This is a genomic window from Bartonella sp. AC535YNZD, from assembly GCF_042196625.1.
In the GTDB taxonomy this organism is placed as follows: domain Bacteria; phylum Pseudomonadota; class Alphaproteobacteria; order Rhizobiales; family Rhizobiaceae; genus Bartonella.
The window spans coordinates 206560-222092 of record NZ_JBHIQP010000002.1 but is presented as its reverse complement, the minus strand read 5'-3'; the positions used below and the strand labels follow the sequence as shown (position 1 = coordinate 222092).

At 34.0% G+C, this 15533-nt stretch carries 11 protein-coding genes and 1 pseudogene; 8 read left to right on the top strand and 4 right to left on the bottom strand.

Features of this window, described 5'->3' with window-relative positions; genetic code table 11:
• The first annotated feature begins 2146 nt into the window (after window positions 1–2146).
• A complete protein-coding gene (locus tag ACFIM8_RS02165) occupies window positions 2147–2476 on the top strand; it encodes a hypothetical protein (protein WP_375606378.1) in 330 nt (109 codons plus the stop codon).
• A 1056-nt stretch (window positions 2477–3532) separates the two neighbouring features.
• Window positions 3533–3778 (top strand): hypothetical protein, encoded by a 246-nt coding sequence (locus tag ACFIM8_RS02160; protein WP_375606377.1) that lies wholly within the window; start codon window positions 3533–3535, stop codon window positions 3776–3778.
• Window positions 3779–4437: 659 nt separating this feature from the next.
• On the opposite strand, the gene ACFIM8_RS02155 is transcribed toward ACFIM8_RS02160, so the two are convergent.
• The 4 genes and pseudogenes from ACFIM8_RS02155 to ACFIM8_RS02140 all read right to left on the bottom strand — a co-directional run bounded on the left by ACFIM8_RS02155 (window position 4438) and on the right by ACFIM8_RS02140 (window position 9053).
• Entirely contained in the window at window positions 4438–5223 is a 786-nt protein-coding gene (locus tag ACFIM8_RS02155; RefSeq protein ID WP_375614417.1) for a DUF1499 domain-containing protein, read from the bottom strand.
• A gap of 534 nt (window positions 5224–5757) precedes the next feature.
• Window positions 5758–6297, bottom strand: a complete 540-nt coding sequence (locus tag ACFIM8_RS02150; protein ID WP_375614416.1) for a hypothetical protein — start codon at window positions 6295–6297, stop codon at window positions 5758–5760.
• Window positions 6290–6886, bottom strand: a complete 597-nt coding sequence (locus ACFIM8_RS02145) for a DUF1214 domain-containing protein (RefSeq protein ID WP_375614415.1) — start codon at window positions 6884–6886, stop codon at window positions 6290–6292. Before ACFIM8_RS02145 ends, ACFIM8_RS02150 begins: the two co-directional genes overlap by 8 nt.
• 17 nt (window positions 6887–6903) lie before the next feature.
• Window positions 6904–9053, bottom strand: a pseudogene (locus tag ACFIM8_RS02140) (transglycosylase domain-containing protein).
• 347 nt (window positions 9054–9400) lie between these two features.
• On the opposite strand from ACFIM8_RS02140, the gene ACFIM8_RS02135 reads away from it, so the two are divergent.
• The 6 genes from ACFIM8_RS02135 to ACFIM8_RS02110 all read left to right on the top strand — a co-directional run bounded on the left by ACFIM8_RS02135 (window position 9401) and on the right by ACFIM8_RS02110 (window position 15533).
• Entirely contained in the window at window positions 9401–9637 is a 237-nt protein-coding gene (locus ACFIM8_RS02135) for a hypothetical protein (protein ID WP_375606372.1), read from the top strand.
• Between the two features lie 21 nt (window positions 9638–9658).
• Entirely contained in the window at window positions 9659–10324 is a 666-nt protein-coding gene (locus ACFIM8_RS02130) for a response regulator transcription factor (RefSeq protein ID WP_375606371.1), read from the top strand.
• Complete coding sequence (locus ACFIM8_RS02125; protein WP_375606370.1) at window positions 10324–11742, top strand: ATP-binding protein; 1419 nt, start codon at window positions 10324–10326, stop codon at window positions 11740–11742. The genes ACFIM8_RS02130 and ACFIM8_RS02125 overlap by 1 nt, the downstream gene beginning before the upstream one ends.
• A 234-nt stretch (window positions 11743–11976) precedes the next feature.
• Complete coding sequence (locus ACFIM8_RS02120; RefSeq protein WP_375614414.1) at window positions 11977–12735, top strand: tetratricopeptide repeat protein; 759 nt, start codon at window positions 11977–11979, stop codon at window positions 12733–12735.
• Window positions 12736–13066: 331 nt separating this feature from the next.
• Window positions 13067–13546 (top strand): cytochrome c maturation protein CcmE, encoded by a 480-nt coding sequence (ccmE, locus tag ACFIM8_RS02115; RefSeq protein ID WP_375614413.1) that lies wholly within the window; start codon window positions 13067–13069, stop codon window positions 13544–13546.
• A 7-nt stretch (window positions 13547–13553) separates the two neighbouring features.
• The gene (locus ACFIM8_RS02110; protein ID WP_375614412.1) at window positions 13554–15533 is read left to right on the top strand and encodes a heme lyase CcmF/NrfE family subunit; all 1980 of its coding nucleotides are present in this window, start codon (window positions 13554–13556) and stop codon (window positions 15531–15533) included.

The following is a 15533-nucleotide window of genomic DNA, read 5'->3' as shown; positions in this document are numbered from 1 at the left end:
ATAATAGATATTTTATTTTGGATTTTTTTGTTATGAATACTTTTACTGGCTCCTTATTGGCAACGTTTATATGTGGATTTTTAATGTTCTCTTACAATAGATTTAAAGGTGAGAACTGGAGTATAAAAAGGACAATATTATCAACAATTATGTTTTTTATATTATATTATGCTGGAAATTTATTAGTTAAATATATGGGAATTTTATAAATATTGTTTATATATAAAATTATACTTAATTAAGTTAAGTTTATTATTTGAATTATACTTTCTATATATATTAAAGACTTCATAAAGTAGATGAAATTTCAGTCTGGATTTTTTGTTATGCATACTTTTACTAGCTCCTTAGTGACAGCAATTGGATTTGGACTTTGCATGTTTTCTTACAATAGATTTAAAGGTGAGAACTGGAGTATAAAAAGGACAACATTATCAACAGTTAGGTTTTTTATATTATATTATGCTGCAAATTTATTAATTGAATATATGGGAATTTTAAAATAATATAAAATAAAGTTGTTATCAGTATTTTATTATTTATTATAATTTATATATTTTTACAAATTATAGTTTATTTTTTGCTAAATAGCATGCTCATCACATAATTCAATTAGTAACTCACATCCAAAAAGTTGGCTTTTTCCAGAAGAAGATGATTGTAGCGCAGGCGCTCATTCCCAAGCAGCAAGCGCAGGCGGCATCGTAGGAGCATTAGTAGGAGGTGTTGCTGGTGTGCAGTCGGAGGTTCTATTGCTAAACTAGGAGGTGCAGGTGCTGGCTTTGTGAGTGGAGCAGTAGTAGGTGGACTAGAAGATCTGGTGACGCCATGGTAGATAAATACAATCAATGCCATCCGAATCCAAGTTGTGAAGTAGGCGATTATGTTGAATCAGCGGTCATAAAGGGAGGCACAGGAGCATTAATTGGTTTATTAAGTGGTGTCCGGAAGGAGCAGCCGCAGGCGGAGTAATGGGAGCTGTTAACGGTTTAAAAGATAAGTACAATCAATGCCATCCGTAAAATGGAGGGAGGCTGTTTCTAATTTATTTAGAAAATAGCTAGTAAGATATTTCTGAGATCAGTGATATTGTAAACATACTTTAAAGCTATGGCTAAACTGATTTCAGGGATATTTTTGTGTGTGATAATAGATATTTTATTTCGGATGTTTATTATGTATATTGGTGATAATATTATTTCACTATTAATGAGTAATGTTTTTGATGTGTTGTATTCAATATTTATTTTTATATTTTTATTTGCATTAATTTATAGATACAGTGGTGACAGTTGGAAAAATATTATAAAGGAATCGCTTAAGACATTTGGTTTGTTCTTTTTAGCATTTTTTTATTTATTTTTCTCTTAAATATATTAGATATTAGTATTTATATTTAACTTATCATAAAAAACAACTTTCATTTAAATAAGTTTATATTATTTTTAATTATATATATTATGTTTTGACTTTCTTATTATGTATAATTTAAAAATTTTTTCTTATATACTTAGATTAAGAAGTTGAAAAGAATATAAAATTAGATTTATTTGAGTTAAGTTTATTATTTATAGAATTCTAAATTTCTATCTATATCTCTATATATATAAAATCATTCGTAAAATAGATAAATTATTTTAAATTAAAATATTATTATATATGATATGTTTTTTATCAGGTTAAATAAGATTTATTTTTAGTATTTGTTTTATATCTATGTAGACTTTTTACATTTCAGAAAATGAGCTGACTTAGTTAAAAAGAGATAGAAAAAGCAACATTCTATACGAAAATTCTATTTTTTGTTATAGATTGTTTGCGTATCTATAAATTTATGTAGCTATAAGTTTATAATCAAATTTGCTAAGTTTATTTGTTTTACAGAGTTTTTTCTTAAAAAGCACGAATTGTATTAATCTTTCCAATACGTGAAAACAGTTCTCCCATTTGCTAATGGCGTAAAACAGGCAGGAGAGCCTTAAAAGATGGGTGTAAACGCGTCGTCCAAATTCTAGCGTAAGCCGATTGGCTAAATAAGCCCCTAAGTAGCTTGATAGAGTGCTAATAGCCGTGCTAAACTGCATGCTAACCATCTTAATTGTATCGTTCTGATATGTTTTTTTACAAAATATAAAGGGGGATTTATATGTTTGGTTCATTTAGTTCTAGTTTTTCTAATGGTTGGTCTCATGTTTCTAATACGTGGTCAAATATTTCATCAATGAATTTTTCAAGCAGTGGATCACGACCTGGGTGTACTGTTGGAGATTATCTCTCGACAGCACATTCATCGGGATTAGTAGGATATCATATAGGACAGACTGGTGGAGTAATTATAGGAGGTGTCGCGGGAGCATTCGGAGCAGGAGCGGGTACGTTGGCAGGAGCGGGAACTGGTGGTGCAATTGGTTCTGGTGTTGGCTACGGTCTTGGAGGACTTGTGGGGATAGGTTTTCGGTATAATGTATGCTATTAAGTTATAATATTTTAATATATATTTAAAGTTATAGTAATATTATAGACATATTTTAATAAATATGTCTATAGGTGTTTATAGAGTATATTTCATTAATAAATTGATTTATATTTTAATTTGGAAATTTTATGTGTTATGTATATTTTAAGTATCTTTTCTGAATTATTTTTTACAGTTTGTTGTTTAAGTATATTTATATCTTTGTTTGAATTGTATTATGTCTCTAAGGGATACGATGAAAAAAATATTAAAAAAAAATCATTAATAAGAATAATTTTATTTTTTAGTGTGTTCTTTATTTTGTTTTATTTAGTTAAGTTATTTGTAAATTAATATATTGTTTAACTAGTTTTTATATATCATAATATTATGTATTAAATTATTTAATTAATTGGAAAATATTATGGGAGATATTTTATTTAATATTAAAAATGCATTACTTGCAACAAACATTTTTTTAATTTTAAGTATACTTTTTTATAAATTACAATTTCCTACTTGGAAAAAATCTATTAAATTGGGGGTAGTTATAATTATTATATACTTTATAATATATTTTGGACTTTATTATTTAATAAATGATATTAATATATAAAATATTTGATGTGTTTTATCTTTATTTATAAGTATTTTACTAATGTAAATATAATCTTATGTAAAAATAAAATTAGATAAATTATATTTTATAATTTTATTATTAACTATTTTAGTGGTTATTATTAATGTGGGAAGATTTTAGTCATTTTATTGTAAATATATTACTTTCAATAATAAGTGTAATTACAATAATATATTATTTATTATTGCAAAATAAATATAAAAATTATAATACGAAAGAATATAAAAGAAATATATTATTATTTATAATAAGCTTAATTTTTATATTAATTTTTATAATATTTTTTATGAATATATACTATAAAATTAATTTATTTAATAGTGTATTAAATATATTTAAATAAAATATTAAACCATTTTAATTGTATCTCTCTAATACATTTTTTAATAAACAAGGAGGTTTTATATGTTCCTAATACGTGGTCAAATATTTCATCAATGAATTTTTCAAGTAGTGGATCTCGACCTGGGTGTACTGTTGGAGATTATCTCTCTGCAGGATTGTCAATGGGACATATCGGACATATCGGACATGATATGGGAGTGGTAACTGGTGGACTTATGGGGTGGTCAGTTGGAGGACCAATAGGCGCTGCGGAAGGTCTAATGTTAGGAGGAAGAGTTGGCACTGGAGTAGGATTTGCTACAGGTGTAGGAAATACACTCTATGGATGTTATCGCTAATATAAAAATCAGCAGATATTTCTAAAATGAACAAGCTTGTAGGCATAATTATGTGTCTACAAACTTGACAGGAAGGTTTAGGTGTATAATTTTACAAAATTATATATTTAATTTGGATTTTTTTTATGAATGAGCTTATTAGTATTATTGTAGAATTATTATTTTCTATAGGTGCTTTATTTATATTTTTCTATACATTGTTTTCATGTTATAAATCTAAAGGTTATAGTAAAAAAGAAATTGTGAAAAAAATTTTTTCACAACATTTTTTTTCATTATATTTATTATATTACTTTCTATAACATTTTTTATTTGTATACATTATTTATATGAACAATGACTATTTATTATCTTTATATAATAATGTTTTGATATGAGTTTTATAATAATTTATTTAATATTAAACTTTTAAAAATATTTACTGATTACAGTTAGACAGAGGCTTTAATATTAACATTATTATCAATATTTCTGTTTTTTATTTCCTATTTTTTTAATTTTTTTCATTATTTCAAGAATGGTTAGGTTTGAGAGTATTATCTTTTGTATAAGAATTTTTAGTTTATAGCTTTGAAAAGTGATTGTTTGCTTATGTATCATAATGTATTGAAAAATAAGCAATTTTTGTGAAATAAAGTGTCTTATCTCTCTCTTGATCGTTATTCATCGTCTTGTGAAAGAGGAAGGGAAGCGATTTCCGTATCAAGGGCATCCATAAAATCGATAATAAAAGCAGCATTTGTCCCCAAATCTCTTGGCAAATAACGAGAAGCAGAACGCATATCAACAAAAGTGGTATCCCCTTCATCAGTTAAACGAACGATGATATCTGAAATAAAGCCAAGGTAAAAAGTTTTTGCTATTGTTTCAATGTAAATTTCATTTTCTTCGCCTTTGAATTCTCTTTGCGCTACAACAGGCCAATCATAGGCTTCTAAAACATTGAGAACAGATTCGCAAATACGATCAGGTGAGCCATCATAACGGCGCCCCGATATTTCTGGCCATTGTGAGATCTGTATTGCTGCTTGTTCAGTCAAAACACTTTTGAGCGGTAAAGCATCGCTGGGACGTATTGTGCGAAAAAAAGCCGGTGGTCTTTGTGTATCGGTAGAAATATCGTAAAGAGCTGGTAAGGTAAACCAAAGTCCAAAAAAGAGCATCAATGGTGTCGCAGTTATTAATGAATAAATGATCCCTTTTAAAGCTTTCATTCCCCCTAGAGCACCATAGACCCACAAACTATGAAGTGCTTTAAGAGCCAGAAAAAGAGAAATAATTACACAGCCAGTAGAGATACCTATCAAGATTATGAAGTCGCTTACGTTAAGTAAGGAAAAACGTTGTAAAATGACTGAAAATAATAAAATAAAGAAGGCTAAACCACCAAATCGAGGGGACCATACTGCTGCTCTTGAAACGAATCGAACATATCTCTTCTTCATGAAGTTTTTTCCCCTCAATTGTAAACTATAAGCCAAGTTTTTTCAGAGTGCTATCTTACAAAAAGCTTCTGCTCATAAACCAAAAATAAAGCACTTATTTTTAAGGTCAAGGATGCGTAATGTCTTATAAGTTTCCAGCGGTTATTTTAGCACTTCATTGAAAGTGATCAGTATTTCTTCTATAGTTTATCATGTTGTTGATGCGAACTTTATGGGAATTTTTGTAAATAAAAAGAAGTAAACTCAAATAACAAGTTCTACGGTTGTTAGCAGCATATATTTTTAGAACTTTACTCTTGATTTTTCTCTTCTAATGGCGGGGAGTTTTTTCTGTCAGATAATGCGTCTCAAATAGGATATGATTATGTGCAATAGAGATTTCATTCTACCTCAATAAAAAATTGAGGGATCTACAATCAGATAAATCTGAATTCGAATATTTGATTAATAGAGAAAAAAGATAACCATTTTGATAGGCTTCATGTATTTTGTACAGAAAGTAAGGTATTGTACAAATGAGAGGTTAGTCCGTTTTTATTCATAAAATATGCGACAGGTCGCAGATGAAAGAAAAGCTTCACTTTCTTTTTTTGCAAGGGAAGAAGGGACAAAAATACGTAAAATAACAAACCCTTCATTCAAATTTTTAGCAACCAAAACTGAATTGGCATTTTTTTTAGGTTTTGATTTTTTGAGTTCTATGATTTGTATTGGTTTTCCAATGATAAGATCGAGTATCGCATCAGGGGCTGTTCGGTCATTAAGGCTATAGAAAATAATTCCGTCGTGTGTGTAGGCTGCTAGTGACCAAAATTGTCGTGTTTTCAAAGCTTTTAAATGAACAGGTCCATTTTCAAGATTAAATCTGCAGACTTTAAGAAGAAAGAGTGGATCAGTATATTGTTGAATAGGATTATCAGGAGTAAAATCGACAAATTGATAAGAGGTTCCAGATTTTTTTAGTGCTGTCCATATATTATCTTGTGCCCAGGTGGGGATCAGAAATAAAAAGCAAATATGAACGATAATAGCGCCAATGATTGCAAGAAGTGCGGTATAAATGAATCTAATCACAATTTATTTGTCCTGATGGAATTTGTTCTATAGAGGGCATTGTGAGCTTTTGTAATGCCGTTGCTGAGATGATTGGAGTATCGTATAAAGTAAGAATAAGCCCGAATTCTTTTTGACTAATTGTTGCAAGCCAATTACCGGTTTGCGGTGTGGGTGAAATATTGATGCGGAATGATCCATCATGCTCATAGATAATATTATTAGTGTGAAGTTCAAAAGGTATTTCTTTGGATGAAGTATAGGGTTTAAGGGATTTGTCAGCTGTATAAAGGGTAAAAAGACGGGTTTCAGGGATGGTGCCTTTGAGCAAATAATGACAGTGATGATGAAGTGGACGCCCTTGGTTATCTTGCCAAATCTGGAATTGAATACCTTCAGTTCGTCCGAGTGAAACAATACCTCGTTTGGCAGTGCGAGCGCGGGTATAAGGATCCATATTGGCGGTTCCTACTTGTGGATAAGCGCTCCATTTTCCAATTGTAAAGTGTCCAAAATGATGAAAGGAATTGAGCACATAATCGACACTCAGTGTTCCACATAAAATGGAAAAAGCGAAGATAAAAAAGAAAATGGTGATATTAAAAAACATCAGTGAATATCTTGAATTCAAAATGTTGAATCTCCAGTTGTTTTCATCTTCAAAGAGATTGAAGAGGTTTTTTCAGATCTTTGTTAATCAATCGCACGATATTTAATGTTTCAGGAGAAAGCGTAGAGGGTATTTGGGAGGAAACTTCAGAATCTGCATGGGCGGAAAGTACTGGAGGCTGATAAGGAAGGAGAGAATCTTTAACACCATAGAGCTGTTTGAGCATAATATTTTGATGCGCAGCAAGCATGATACGATGCCATATCATGGCAGGAACGCCACCCCCAAAAGCACGATTCATCGGTGAAAAATTATCATTTCCCATCCATACCGCTCCCGTATAATTTCCCGTAAAGCCAACAAACCAAGCATCACGATAAGATTGTGATGTTCCAGTTTTCCCAGCGACAAGAGTCATGGGCAACGCAGCACGCTTACCAGATCCTCGTGTTGTGACACCCACCATCATTTGATTCATATAAGCTGCTGATTGTTCACTCAGAACTCGGTGTAGTTTTTTTCCGTTATGTTCGAAATCCCACACAACACGACCACCAATTGTTTTGATTTGCGTAAACCCATGACGATTACCCGCTATTCCTCCATTGGCAAAGACATTAAAGCCTGTAGCTTGATCCATGGGGGTCATGTTGGAAGTGCCAAGAACCATCGTTTTGTGTGATAAAATATGCGCGTTAATCCCCATATTTTTAATGAGATCTATGATAGGTTGGGTATCGCGGTTAAGATATTGGTAGGTGAGATAAACAGGGACTGTATTAATGGAAAAGGCTAAAGCTGTTGCTAAGTCAATTTTTCCCAGATAACGACCAGAATTATTTTTGGGTGTCCAACCTCCCCAATTGATGGGAGCATCTAGAACGATTGTTGAGGGTGATAATCCATGTTCCATTGCGGCTGCATAAACATAAGGTTTGAATGAAGAACCAGGTTGTCGACCGCCCTGTGTTGCTCTGTTAAATTGGCTCTTTTTGTAATCTAGTCCTCCAACAATTGCACATACCGCACCGTTATTATCGAGTATAACGGTGGCTGCTTGTGTTACACGATATTGTTGACCATATTGATGTAAATGATAGGCAATTGATTCTTCTGCTGCTTTTTGAATATTCGGATCAAGGGTCGTTTGAATAATTAAACTATGGCTTGGAAGTTGATTGCGCATTTTTTTGACTTCCTCGAATGCCCAATCAAGAAAATAATCAGGCTGATTATTGTCTATTTGGGGAAGGGCCCTAGCAGGGTGGCGATGCGCGTTGATAATCTGGCTTTTCGTCATAAAGCCACTATTAACAAGATTAGAAAGGACGACATTGGCACGTGTTTGAGCAGCAAAGAGATGACTATGAGGGGCATATTTTGTTGGAGCTTTAAAGAGTCCTGCTAACATAGCAGATTCACTCAAAGATACATGACGGATATCTTTTCCAAAATAAAATTTTGCAGCGGCTGCAATACCAAAATTGTTTCCTCCCATATAGGCTCGATCAAGATAAAGTTGCAAAATCTGCTTTTTGCTAAAATTTGCTTCTAGCCAAAGAGCAAGATAAGCTTCTTTGATTTTACGTGTTATGGTTCTCTCGTTTGTTAAGAATAAATTTTTAGCCAATTGTTGTGTGAGAGTTGAACCACCTTGCACCACCCCTTTAGCTTGAATATTTTGTGAAATTGCCCGTGTAAGTCCTTGAAAATCAACGCCCCAATGATCAAAAAAACGACGGTCTTCTGTGGCAAGAACGGCTTTAATAACAGTGTCAGGCATTTCTTCAACAGGGACAGAAATAGCCGGCATTGCACCACGGTGTCCAATTGGATTTCCATAGAGATCGAGAAAAAGAATGGAAAAGTTTTTAGGAGAAGACCAATCTGTTTTGGTAAGTTCAAAAACAGAAATGCCCAAAATGGTGAAAAGAGTAAATCCCATCAACCCTAATGTTAGTATTTCATCGAGAACTTCAACAATAAAACGTTTCCATCCTTGAAGATGAAAATTTTGTGAGACGATTTTTGCCTTTTTCCAGAAAAAACTGTTAGCAGAACGAATGTGATAAAGCGCTGTGTCTAATCGTGCGTCTAATTCAATGAGAGCAGGACTATGAAATGGCTTACGGTGTTGCCCTTTCTTTTTTTTAAAAAAATCAAACATTTAAAGAGAGCCTATGGCAAAGCAATACAACCAAACAAATCTACAATAAGTATATGGAGTAGAAGTATTTTTTTTCTATAGTTATAACAGAGAAAGAATTTGTTTTAGAATTATGCATTTTTTGTAAGATAGTATATTAATATTTTATTATTTTATTGAATAAATTTTATTCTCATTATTAAAAATATTTTTTTGATTTTTTAAAAATTTGGATTAATGTTAATATGTTACTTCTGTAAGATAGAGGATAAAGTTTTTCCATTTGTGATTTTTTAATCGACCAAAAAAAACCATTATTTCTTTTATCCTTTATCAAGGAAGAGAAGAGATGGGTTATTGAAATATTTATGATGAAAAAAAAATTCTTGTTTGTAATAATAGCAGCTTTTTTAGAAGCAGATTATGTTCTAGCTTCGGGGTGTGCTGAATTAGGTAAGAAGGCTGCTGCGCAAGAGAGTGGGGTTCTCGTCCGTTCAAAACCGGTTGTTCAGGATGGAAAGGACATGTGTGCAATTGTGGTTGTTGTACCAGCCCGTAATGGTGAAAAATTACGTCGTGTTGAGTTTTTTGTTCCTGCTGATTAGTTTTTGGCAGATGGTGTTGTGATGCGTATCTTAATCGTTGAAGATGATCGGAATCTTCACCATCAATTAGCAGAAGCTGTAAGACGTGCAGGATATGTTTCCGATAGTGCTTTCGATGGTGAAGAGGCTTATTTTTTAGGTAGCACAGAGTCTTACGACGCGGTGATACTTGATATAGGTTTACCGCAGATTGATGGTATTAGTGTTGTTGAAAAGTGGCGTCAAGAAGGGCTCTCCATGCCTGTTTTAATGCTAACAGCGCGAGACCGTTGGTCTGATAAGGTGCACGGTATTGATGCTGGAGCTGACGATTATGTTGTGAAGCCATTTCATTTGGAGGAAGTGATGGCGCGCTTGCGAGCATTAATTCGTCGCACTACGGGACATGCGACGAGTGCATTATGTTGCGGAAATGTTTTGTTGGATACAAAGACGTCTCGTGTTTTTGTGGATGGTCAATTGATTAAACTAACATCTTATGAATTCAGACTGCTTTCGTATCTCATGCATCATTGTGACAGGGTCATTTCAAGAACAGAGCTTACTGAACATCTTTATGATCAGGATTTTGATAAGGACTCGAATACAGTGGAAGTCTTTGTAGGTCGGTTACGGAAAAAGCTTGGAGTGGATTTGATTGAAACTATTCGAGGAATGGGATATCGCGTGAGAACGCGAGGTGATTAATGAATGTTTTTGAAGAGAATAATTGGTATAGGAGGTTCTTTTTTGTAATTACTCGATCTCTCAGTTTACGTGTTATGATCTTATCAACATTATGGGTTGTTATTTCTCTTTTATCGATTTCTGCAGTAAGTATTTTATTTTATAAGCGTTCAACTGAACAAAGCCTAGAGCGTATCCTTTCTGCTCAACTCTACAGTCTTATTGCAACAGTGACGGTGTCATCGGAAGGTACCTTGATAGGAGGGGCTGGGATTGATGATATTCGTTATTCTGATCCAACAACAGGATGGTATTGGGAAGTTGTTTCGATATCCCATAATTTAAAAGGAAGATTGACATCTCCTTCATTGGGAACAGGCGAGATATTTACACCAAGTGATGTTGATATACCTTTTGACAATAAATTCTTTCGCTCTTATCGGATAACGGGGAACAATGGTCAAAAGCTACAAGTGATTGAGAGTGATGTTGTTCTTGATAATAAAAATCATATTGCACGTTTTCGGCTTGTTGGGAATATCGATGAAGCTCATGCCCAGGTAAAGGGATTTAAGCGAACTTTGCAAATTTTTCTTTGGAGTTTCGGTCTCGGGAGTGTTCTTATTAATATTGCTATTATTTTCTTTAGTTTTCAACCGTTAAAGCTTATTCGACGTGCATTGAATGATATTCGCGAAGGAAGAGTTCATTATGTGAATACGGATTTAGTAAGCGAAGTGATGCCGCTTGTACAAGAGATGAATGCTCTCATTAATAATAATCAGCGTATTATCGAGCGATTTCGCACACAGGTTGGTAATCTCGCGCATTCATTGAAGACGCCTCTATCCGTGATTATGAATGAGACAGATAAGATGCGCGGAGAAAAGGCTAGTTTGTTGAGAGAGCAAACGCAAATAATGCAAGCTCAAATCAATCATTATCTTCAGCGTGCGCGGATTGCAGCACAATGCGATAGTGTTGTCTATCATACGTCTGTTCGCAGTGTGCTTGAACGCTTGGTGCGGGTTATGAAAAAGCTTAATCCTGAAAAACAAATTCAATTTATTATGGATGTTGATGATATTGTTTTTTCTGGAGAGAAGGAAGATTTAGAAGAAATTATAGGAAATTTGATTGAAAATGCTACTCAATGGTCTCGCGCAAAGGTTTTGATCTCTTGTTGTTTAGAAGAAAATGCTGAAGAAACAGAATATTTTAGTATCTTTGTAGAAGATGATGGTCCTGGTTTAACAGAAGACAAAATTGATGAGGCATTAAAAAGAGGGCGGCGCTTTAATGAAAGTAAACTAGGGTCAGGCTTAGGGTTAGCAATTGTTTCAGATATGGTCAGTGAATATGGAGGCAATCTCTTTTTATCACGTTCTGATTTGGGTGGGTTGTATGCAAAAGTTTTATTACCTAAGATGGGAGAATAACATATTTTCTCCTTAAGCAAGAAATGTCTATAAATTTTGTAAAGCAGTATTTTCAGACAATACATTAAAGAGTAAGGAAACATTGTTTTTAGTTTCTTTGTTTAATTGATATATATAATAGATTTTATAATATTCTCCATGAAAAAATGAATTTTTATTAATTCACATCACTCTTCTTATGAAGAGGATAAAAGGTAAGCGAGAGATTCTCTGTTGGTATTGGAAAAAAGTGATATGCTCTTATTCATTTTTGCAGCATTTTTTCTGGCTTTTCTGGCAAGTGTTCTTTTTCTTTCACTCCGTTTTGACGATAGGATAAAGAAAGAAGGAAAAGATCAAACCATGGATGGTGATAGAAGCCATAGGCATACGATTGAGTGTAACAAGCTTTATATGCATTATAAAAAAAGGAATATTCTTAAGGCCTTAAGTGTTTTATTTGTTCTTCTCATCACATGGAGTATTTATGGGCTGACAGGTAATCCGGAAGTGAAAAGCTATTTTTTTAGCGAATTAATGGATAAAGATCCTAAAATTCTAAGTCAGCAAGAAAAGCTTGTTCGCTTACAAGTGCTGTTTTTCCGATCACCTCGTGATGGCAAGCTCGCAGATGCGTTAGCGGTAGGCTATCTTGAAGAGCGCCATTTTCAAGAGGCGGTCAATGCTTATTTAGATGCACTTCGTTTGAATGGAGAGACCGCGCCAAGGCTTGTAGGATATGGTTTAGCATTGGTTGGTTATGAAGGAGGGATGATAACGCAAGAAGCACAAAATGCTTTTCAAAAAGCGGCGGATTTAGCACCAACAGATTTTTATCCGCGCTTATTGTTGGCCGATGCCTTTCATCAAGCAGGAAAAACTGTGCAGGCAGTGCAATTTTTACAAAGCTTTCTTGATACAATGCCTGAAAATTTTGCAGGGCGATCACGTGTTGAAAAAATGATGATTCAGTTACGTGATTTATCGAGTGGGCCGTATAAAGAAAAGGAATAGGCGTCAATTGAGATGAGAAAATAAAAGAGAAAAGCTGTTGAGGAAGACAAAAGAGGGGGCGTTCTAGAAGAGGAAGGTATGTGTAGAGACGATTAAAGAACAGAAATGAAGAATGGAAAGAGCGCGATATAAGTGGTTATATATTAAATAAAATTTGATGAAAAAACTAAAAAAGGAAGAAAGCTATTGGTAAGCTTATTAGCAAAGGTGAGGGACTGGATAAAAAGTTGCACCTCTATAGAAGATGTGCAAAACTCTTAAAAAATAAACTATAGAAATGGATGCTTATATAACGTTTTTAACGCCTTTAAAATTTTTTCGTAGAGTGTCTATGAACAATCAATCTTTAAAAAACTCTCCTTCGTTGAAGGTTATTTTAAAGCAGCGAAAAAAAAGTCGCTTACTCATCGTCTTATTGTGTTGTTTGATTATGGCGATTGCAGCAAGTCTTATCGTGTATGCAATGCGTAATGCGGTCAGTTTTTTTAGAATGCCCTCTGACATTACAAGAGAAGATATTTTAACGGGGCGCCCTTTGCGTTTGGGTGGTTTTGTTGAAAAGGGAACGGTTAAATATGTTGGAGAGATGGGCGTTATTTTTTTTGTAACGGATAGCGTAGAGCATAAAAAAGTGGTTTTCAATGGTGTCCTACCGGATCTTTTTCGTGAAGGTCAGGGAGTGATTATCGAAGGATATTTTGATAAACAAGGTTTTTTTATAGGTAGGCGTATTTTAGCCAAACATGATGAAACTTATATGCCTAAAGGAACAGCTGACCGTTTGAGAAAACATTACAGTGTGGAGAAATAATTCGATTGTGCTTGTTGAACTGGGTCATATTTTTTTAGTTGCAGCATTTGCAGTAAGCTTATTAGAGACTTTATTACCTGCTTTAGGTTTTTGGTGGAGAGAGCGTTTGTTAATGCAAACAGCTGTTCCTCTAACATACATCACTTTTACATTATTGCTCTTATCTTTTTTAGTGATGATTTACGCTCATGTCGTATCTGATTTTTCTGTTTTGAATGTTGTTGAGAATTCTCATTCAGAAAAACCGATGCTCTATAAAATTACTGGTGTTTGGGGCAACCACGAAGGCTCTATGTTGTTATGGGTTTTAAGTCTCGCTTTTTTTAGTGCATTGATGGCGTTATTTAGCCAGCATTTACCAGAAGATTTTAAGACACTCGTTTTAATTTGCCAAAGTTGGATTACAAGTGCTTTTCTTTTATTTATTCTGTTTTTATCCAACCCATTTTTACGTGTGAATCCACCAGCGTTGCAAGGAAATGGTCTCAATCCTCTTTTACAAGATGTTGCGTTAGTAATTCATCCACCGCTGCTTTATTTAGGGTATGTTGGTTTTTCACTTTGTTTTTCTTTTGCCGTTGCGGCATTGATTATGGGACATGTTGATAGAATTTGGGCGCGTGGGATTCGTCCGTGGCTTTTACTTTCTTGGTGTTTTTTGACATTGGGTATTATGGTTGGCTCTTATTGGGCTTATTATGAGCTAGGATGGGGGGGCTACTGGTTTTGGGATCCTGTTGAAAATGTTTCGTTTATGCCTTGGCTTTCAGGAACAGCTCTTTTACATTCTATTCTTGTTCTCGAAAAACGAGAAATATTAAAAAGTTGGACTTTGTTTTTGGCTCTGCTAACTTTTTCTCTTTCTTTAATGGGAACTTTTCTTGTTCGTTCGGGACTTTTAGTTTCTGTTCATAGCTTTGCTATTGATCCAGCACGGGGGCAGGCAATTCTTGCACTTTTATTTTTCTTTACGGGAGCTGCTTTTCTTCTTTTTGCTTTGCGTACCCCTATTTTAAAAACAGAAAGATTTTTTCAACCAATTTCACGTGAAGGGTTTATTGTTTTAAATAACTTGTTACTGACAACAATAACAGCAACAGTATTGATTGGTACGCTTTATCCTTATTTTATTGAGATATTAACAGGGCAAAAAATTTCTGTAGGGGCTGCTTTTTTTAATCTTACCTGTGGACCGCTCATGCTTTTGCTGTTGTTGTTTGTTCCATTTGGGTCAATGATGGCATGGAAACGCGGTGATTTTCTCGCAGTTTTTGAACGGTTGTGGTTTGTTTTTGTATTGGTTGGTATCGTCTGTTTTATAACCTTTTACGCGACATCTTTGCGTGATATTTTTGCAGTTTTAGGCATTGGGCTTTCAGCATTTGTTTTCTTAGGCAGTTTAGCGGATCTGTGGGGAAAGAGTGGATATGGCAAGACAGATTTTTCAATACGCGTTAAGAGATTTTTGCAATTGCCATGGTCTGTTTTTGGTGCTGCAATGGCACATATGGGATTAGGCGTTACATTATTTGGCATTGTCTGTGTGGCCAATTTTGGGCAAGAACGTATTTTAACCATGAATATAGGAGATAGGGTAACAATAGCGGATAAAACTCTTCATTTTGATGCAGTACATGATGGTGTTGGTTCAAATTATTCGGCAATGGAGTTTTATTTTAAAGTGTATGAAAATAACAATATTGTGGGTCATGTAACAGCTTCAAAGCGATTTTACTCAAGTCAAAATACAGCAACGACAGAAGTTGGTCTTCAAAATCATGGCTTATCGCAGCTTTATATTGTGCCGGGACGGATCGATAATCGGGGTCTTGTTGTGCACATATGGTGGAAGCCTTATGTAATATGTATTTGGTTAGGGGCATTCATGATGGCTATGGGAGGATGTCTTTCTCTTTTGGGGTATTGGTTTCGCATTGGCATGTACAATAAGGTAGTGTTTGCTTTAAATTTTTGGAAAAGACATTGA

What these genes read in the sequence shown, in the direction of transcription:
- ACFIM8_RS02165 (WP_375606378.1), top strand. Translation starts at nt 2,147, where the DNA reads ATGTTTGGTTCATTTAGTTCTAGTTTTTCTAATGGTTGGTCTCATGTT.
- ACFIM8_RS02160 (WP_375606377.1), top strand. Translation starts at nt 3,533, where the DNA reads ATGAATTTTTCAAGTAGTGGATCTCGACCTGGGTGTACTGTTGGAGAT.
- ACFIM8_RS02155 (WP_375614417.1), bottom strand. Translation starts at nt 5,223, where the DNA reads ATGAAGAAGAGATATGTTCGATTCGTTTCAAGAGCAGCAGTATGGTCC.
- ACFIM8_RS02145 (WP_375614415.1), bottom strand. Translation starts at nt 6,886, where the DNA reads ATGTTTTTTAATATCACCATTTTCTTTTTTATCTTCGCTTTTTCCATT.
- ACFIM8_RS02135 (WP_375606372.1), top strand. Translation starts at nt 9,401, where the DNA reads ATGATGAAAAAAAAATTCTTGTTTGTAATAATAGCAGCTTTTTTAGAA.
- ACFIM8_RS02130 (WP_375606371.1), top strand. Translation starts at nt 9,659, where the DNA reads ATGCGTATCTTAATCGTTGAAGATGATCGGAATCTTCACCATCAATTA.
- ACFIM8_RS02125 (WP_375606370.1), top strand. Translation starts at nt 10,324, where the DNA reads ATGAATGTTTTTGAAGAGAATAATTGGTATAGGAGGTTCTTTTTTGTA.
- ACFIM8_RS02120 (WP_375614414.1), top strand. Translation starts at nt 11,977, where the DNA reads ATGCTCTTATTCATTTTTGCAGCATTTTTTCTGGCTTTTCTGGCAAGT.
- ccmE (WP_375614413.1), top strand. Translation starts at nt 13,067, where the DNA reads ATGAACAATCAATCTTTAAAAAACTCTCCTTCGTTGAAGGTTATTTTA.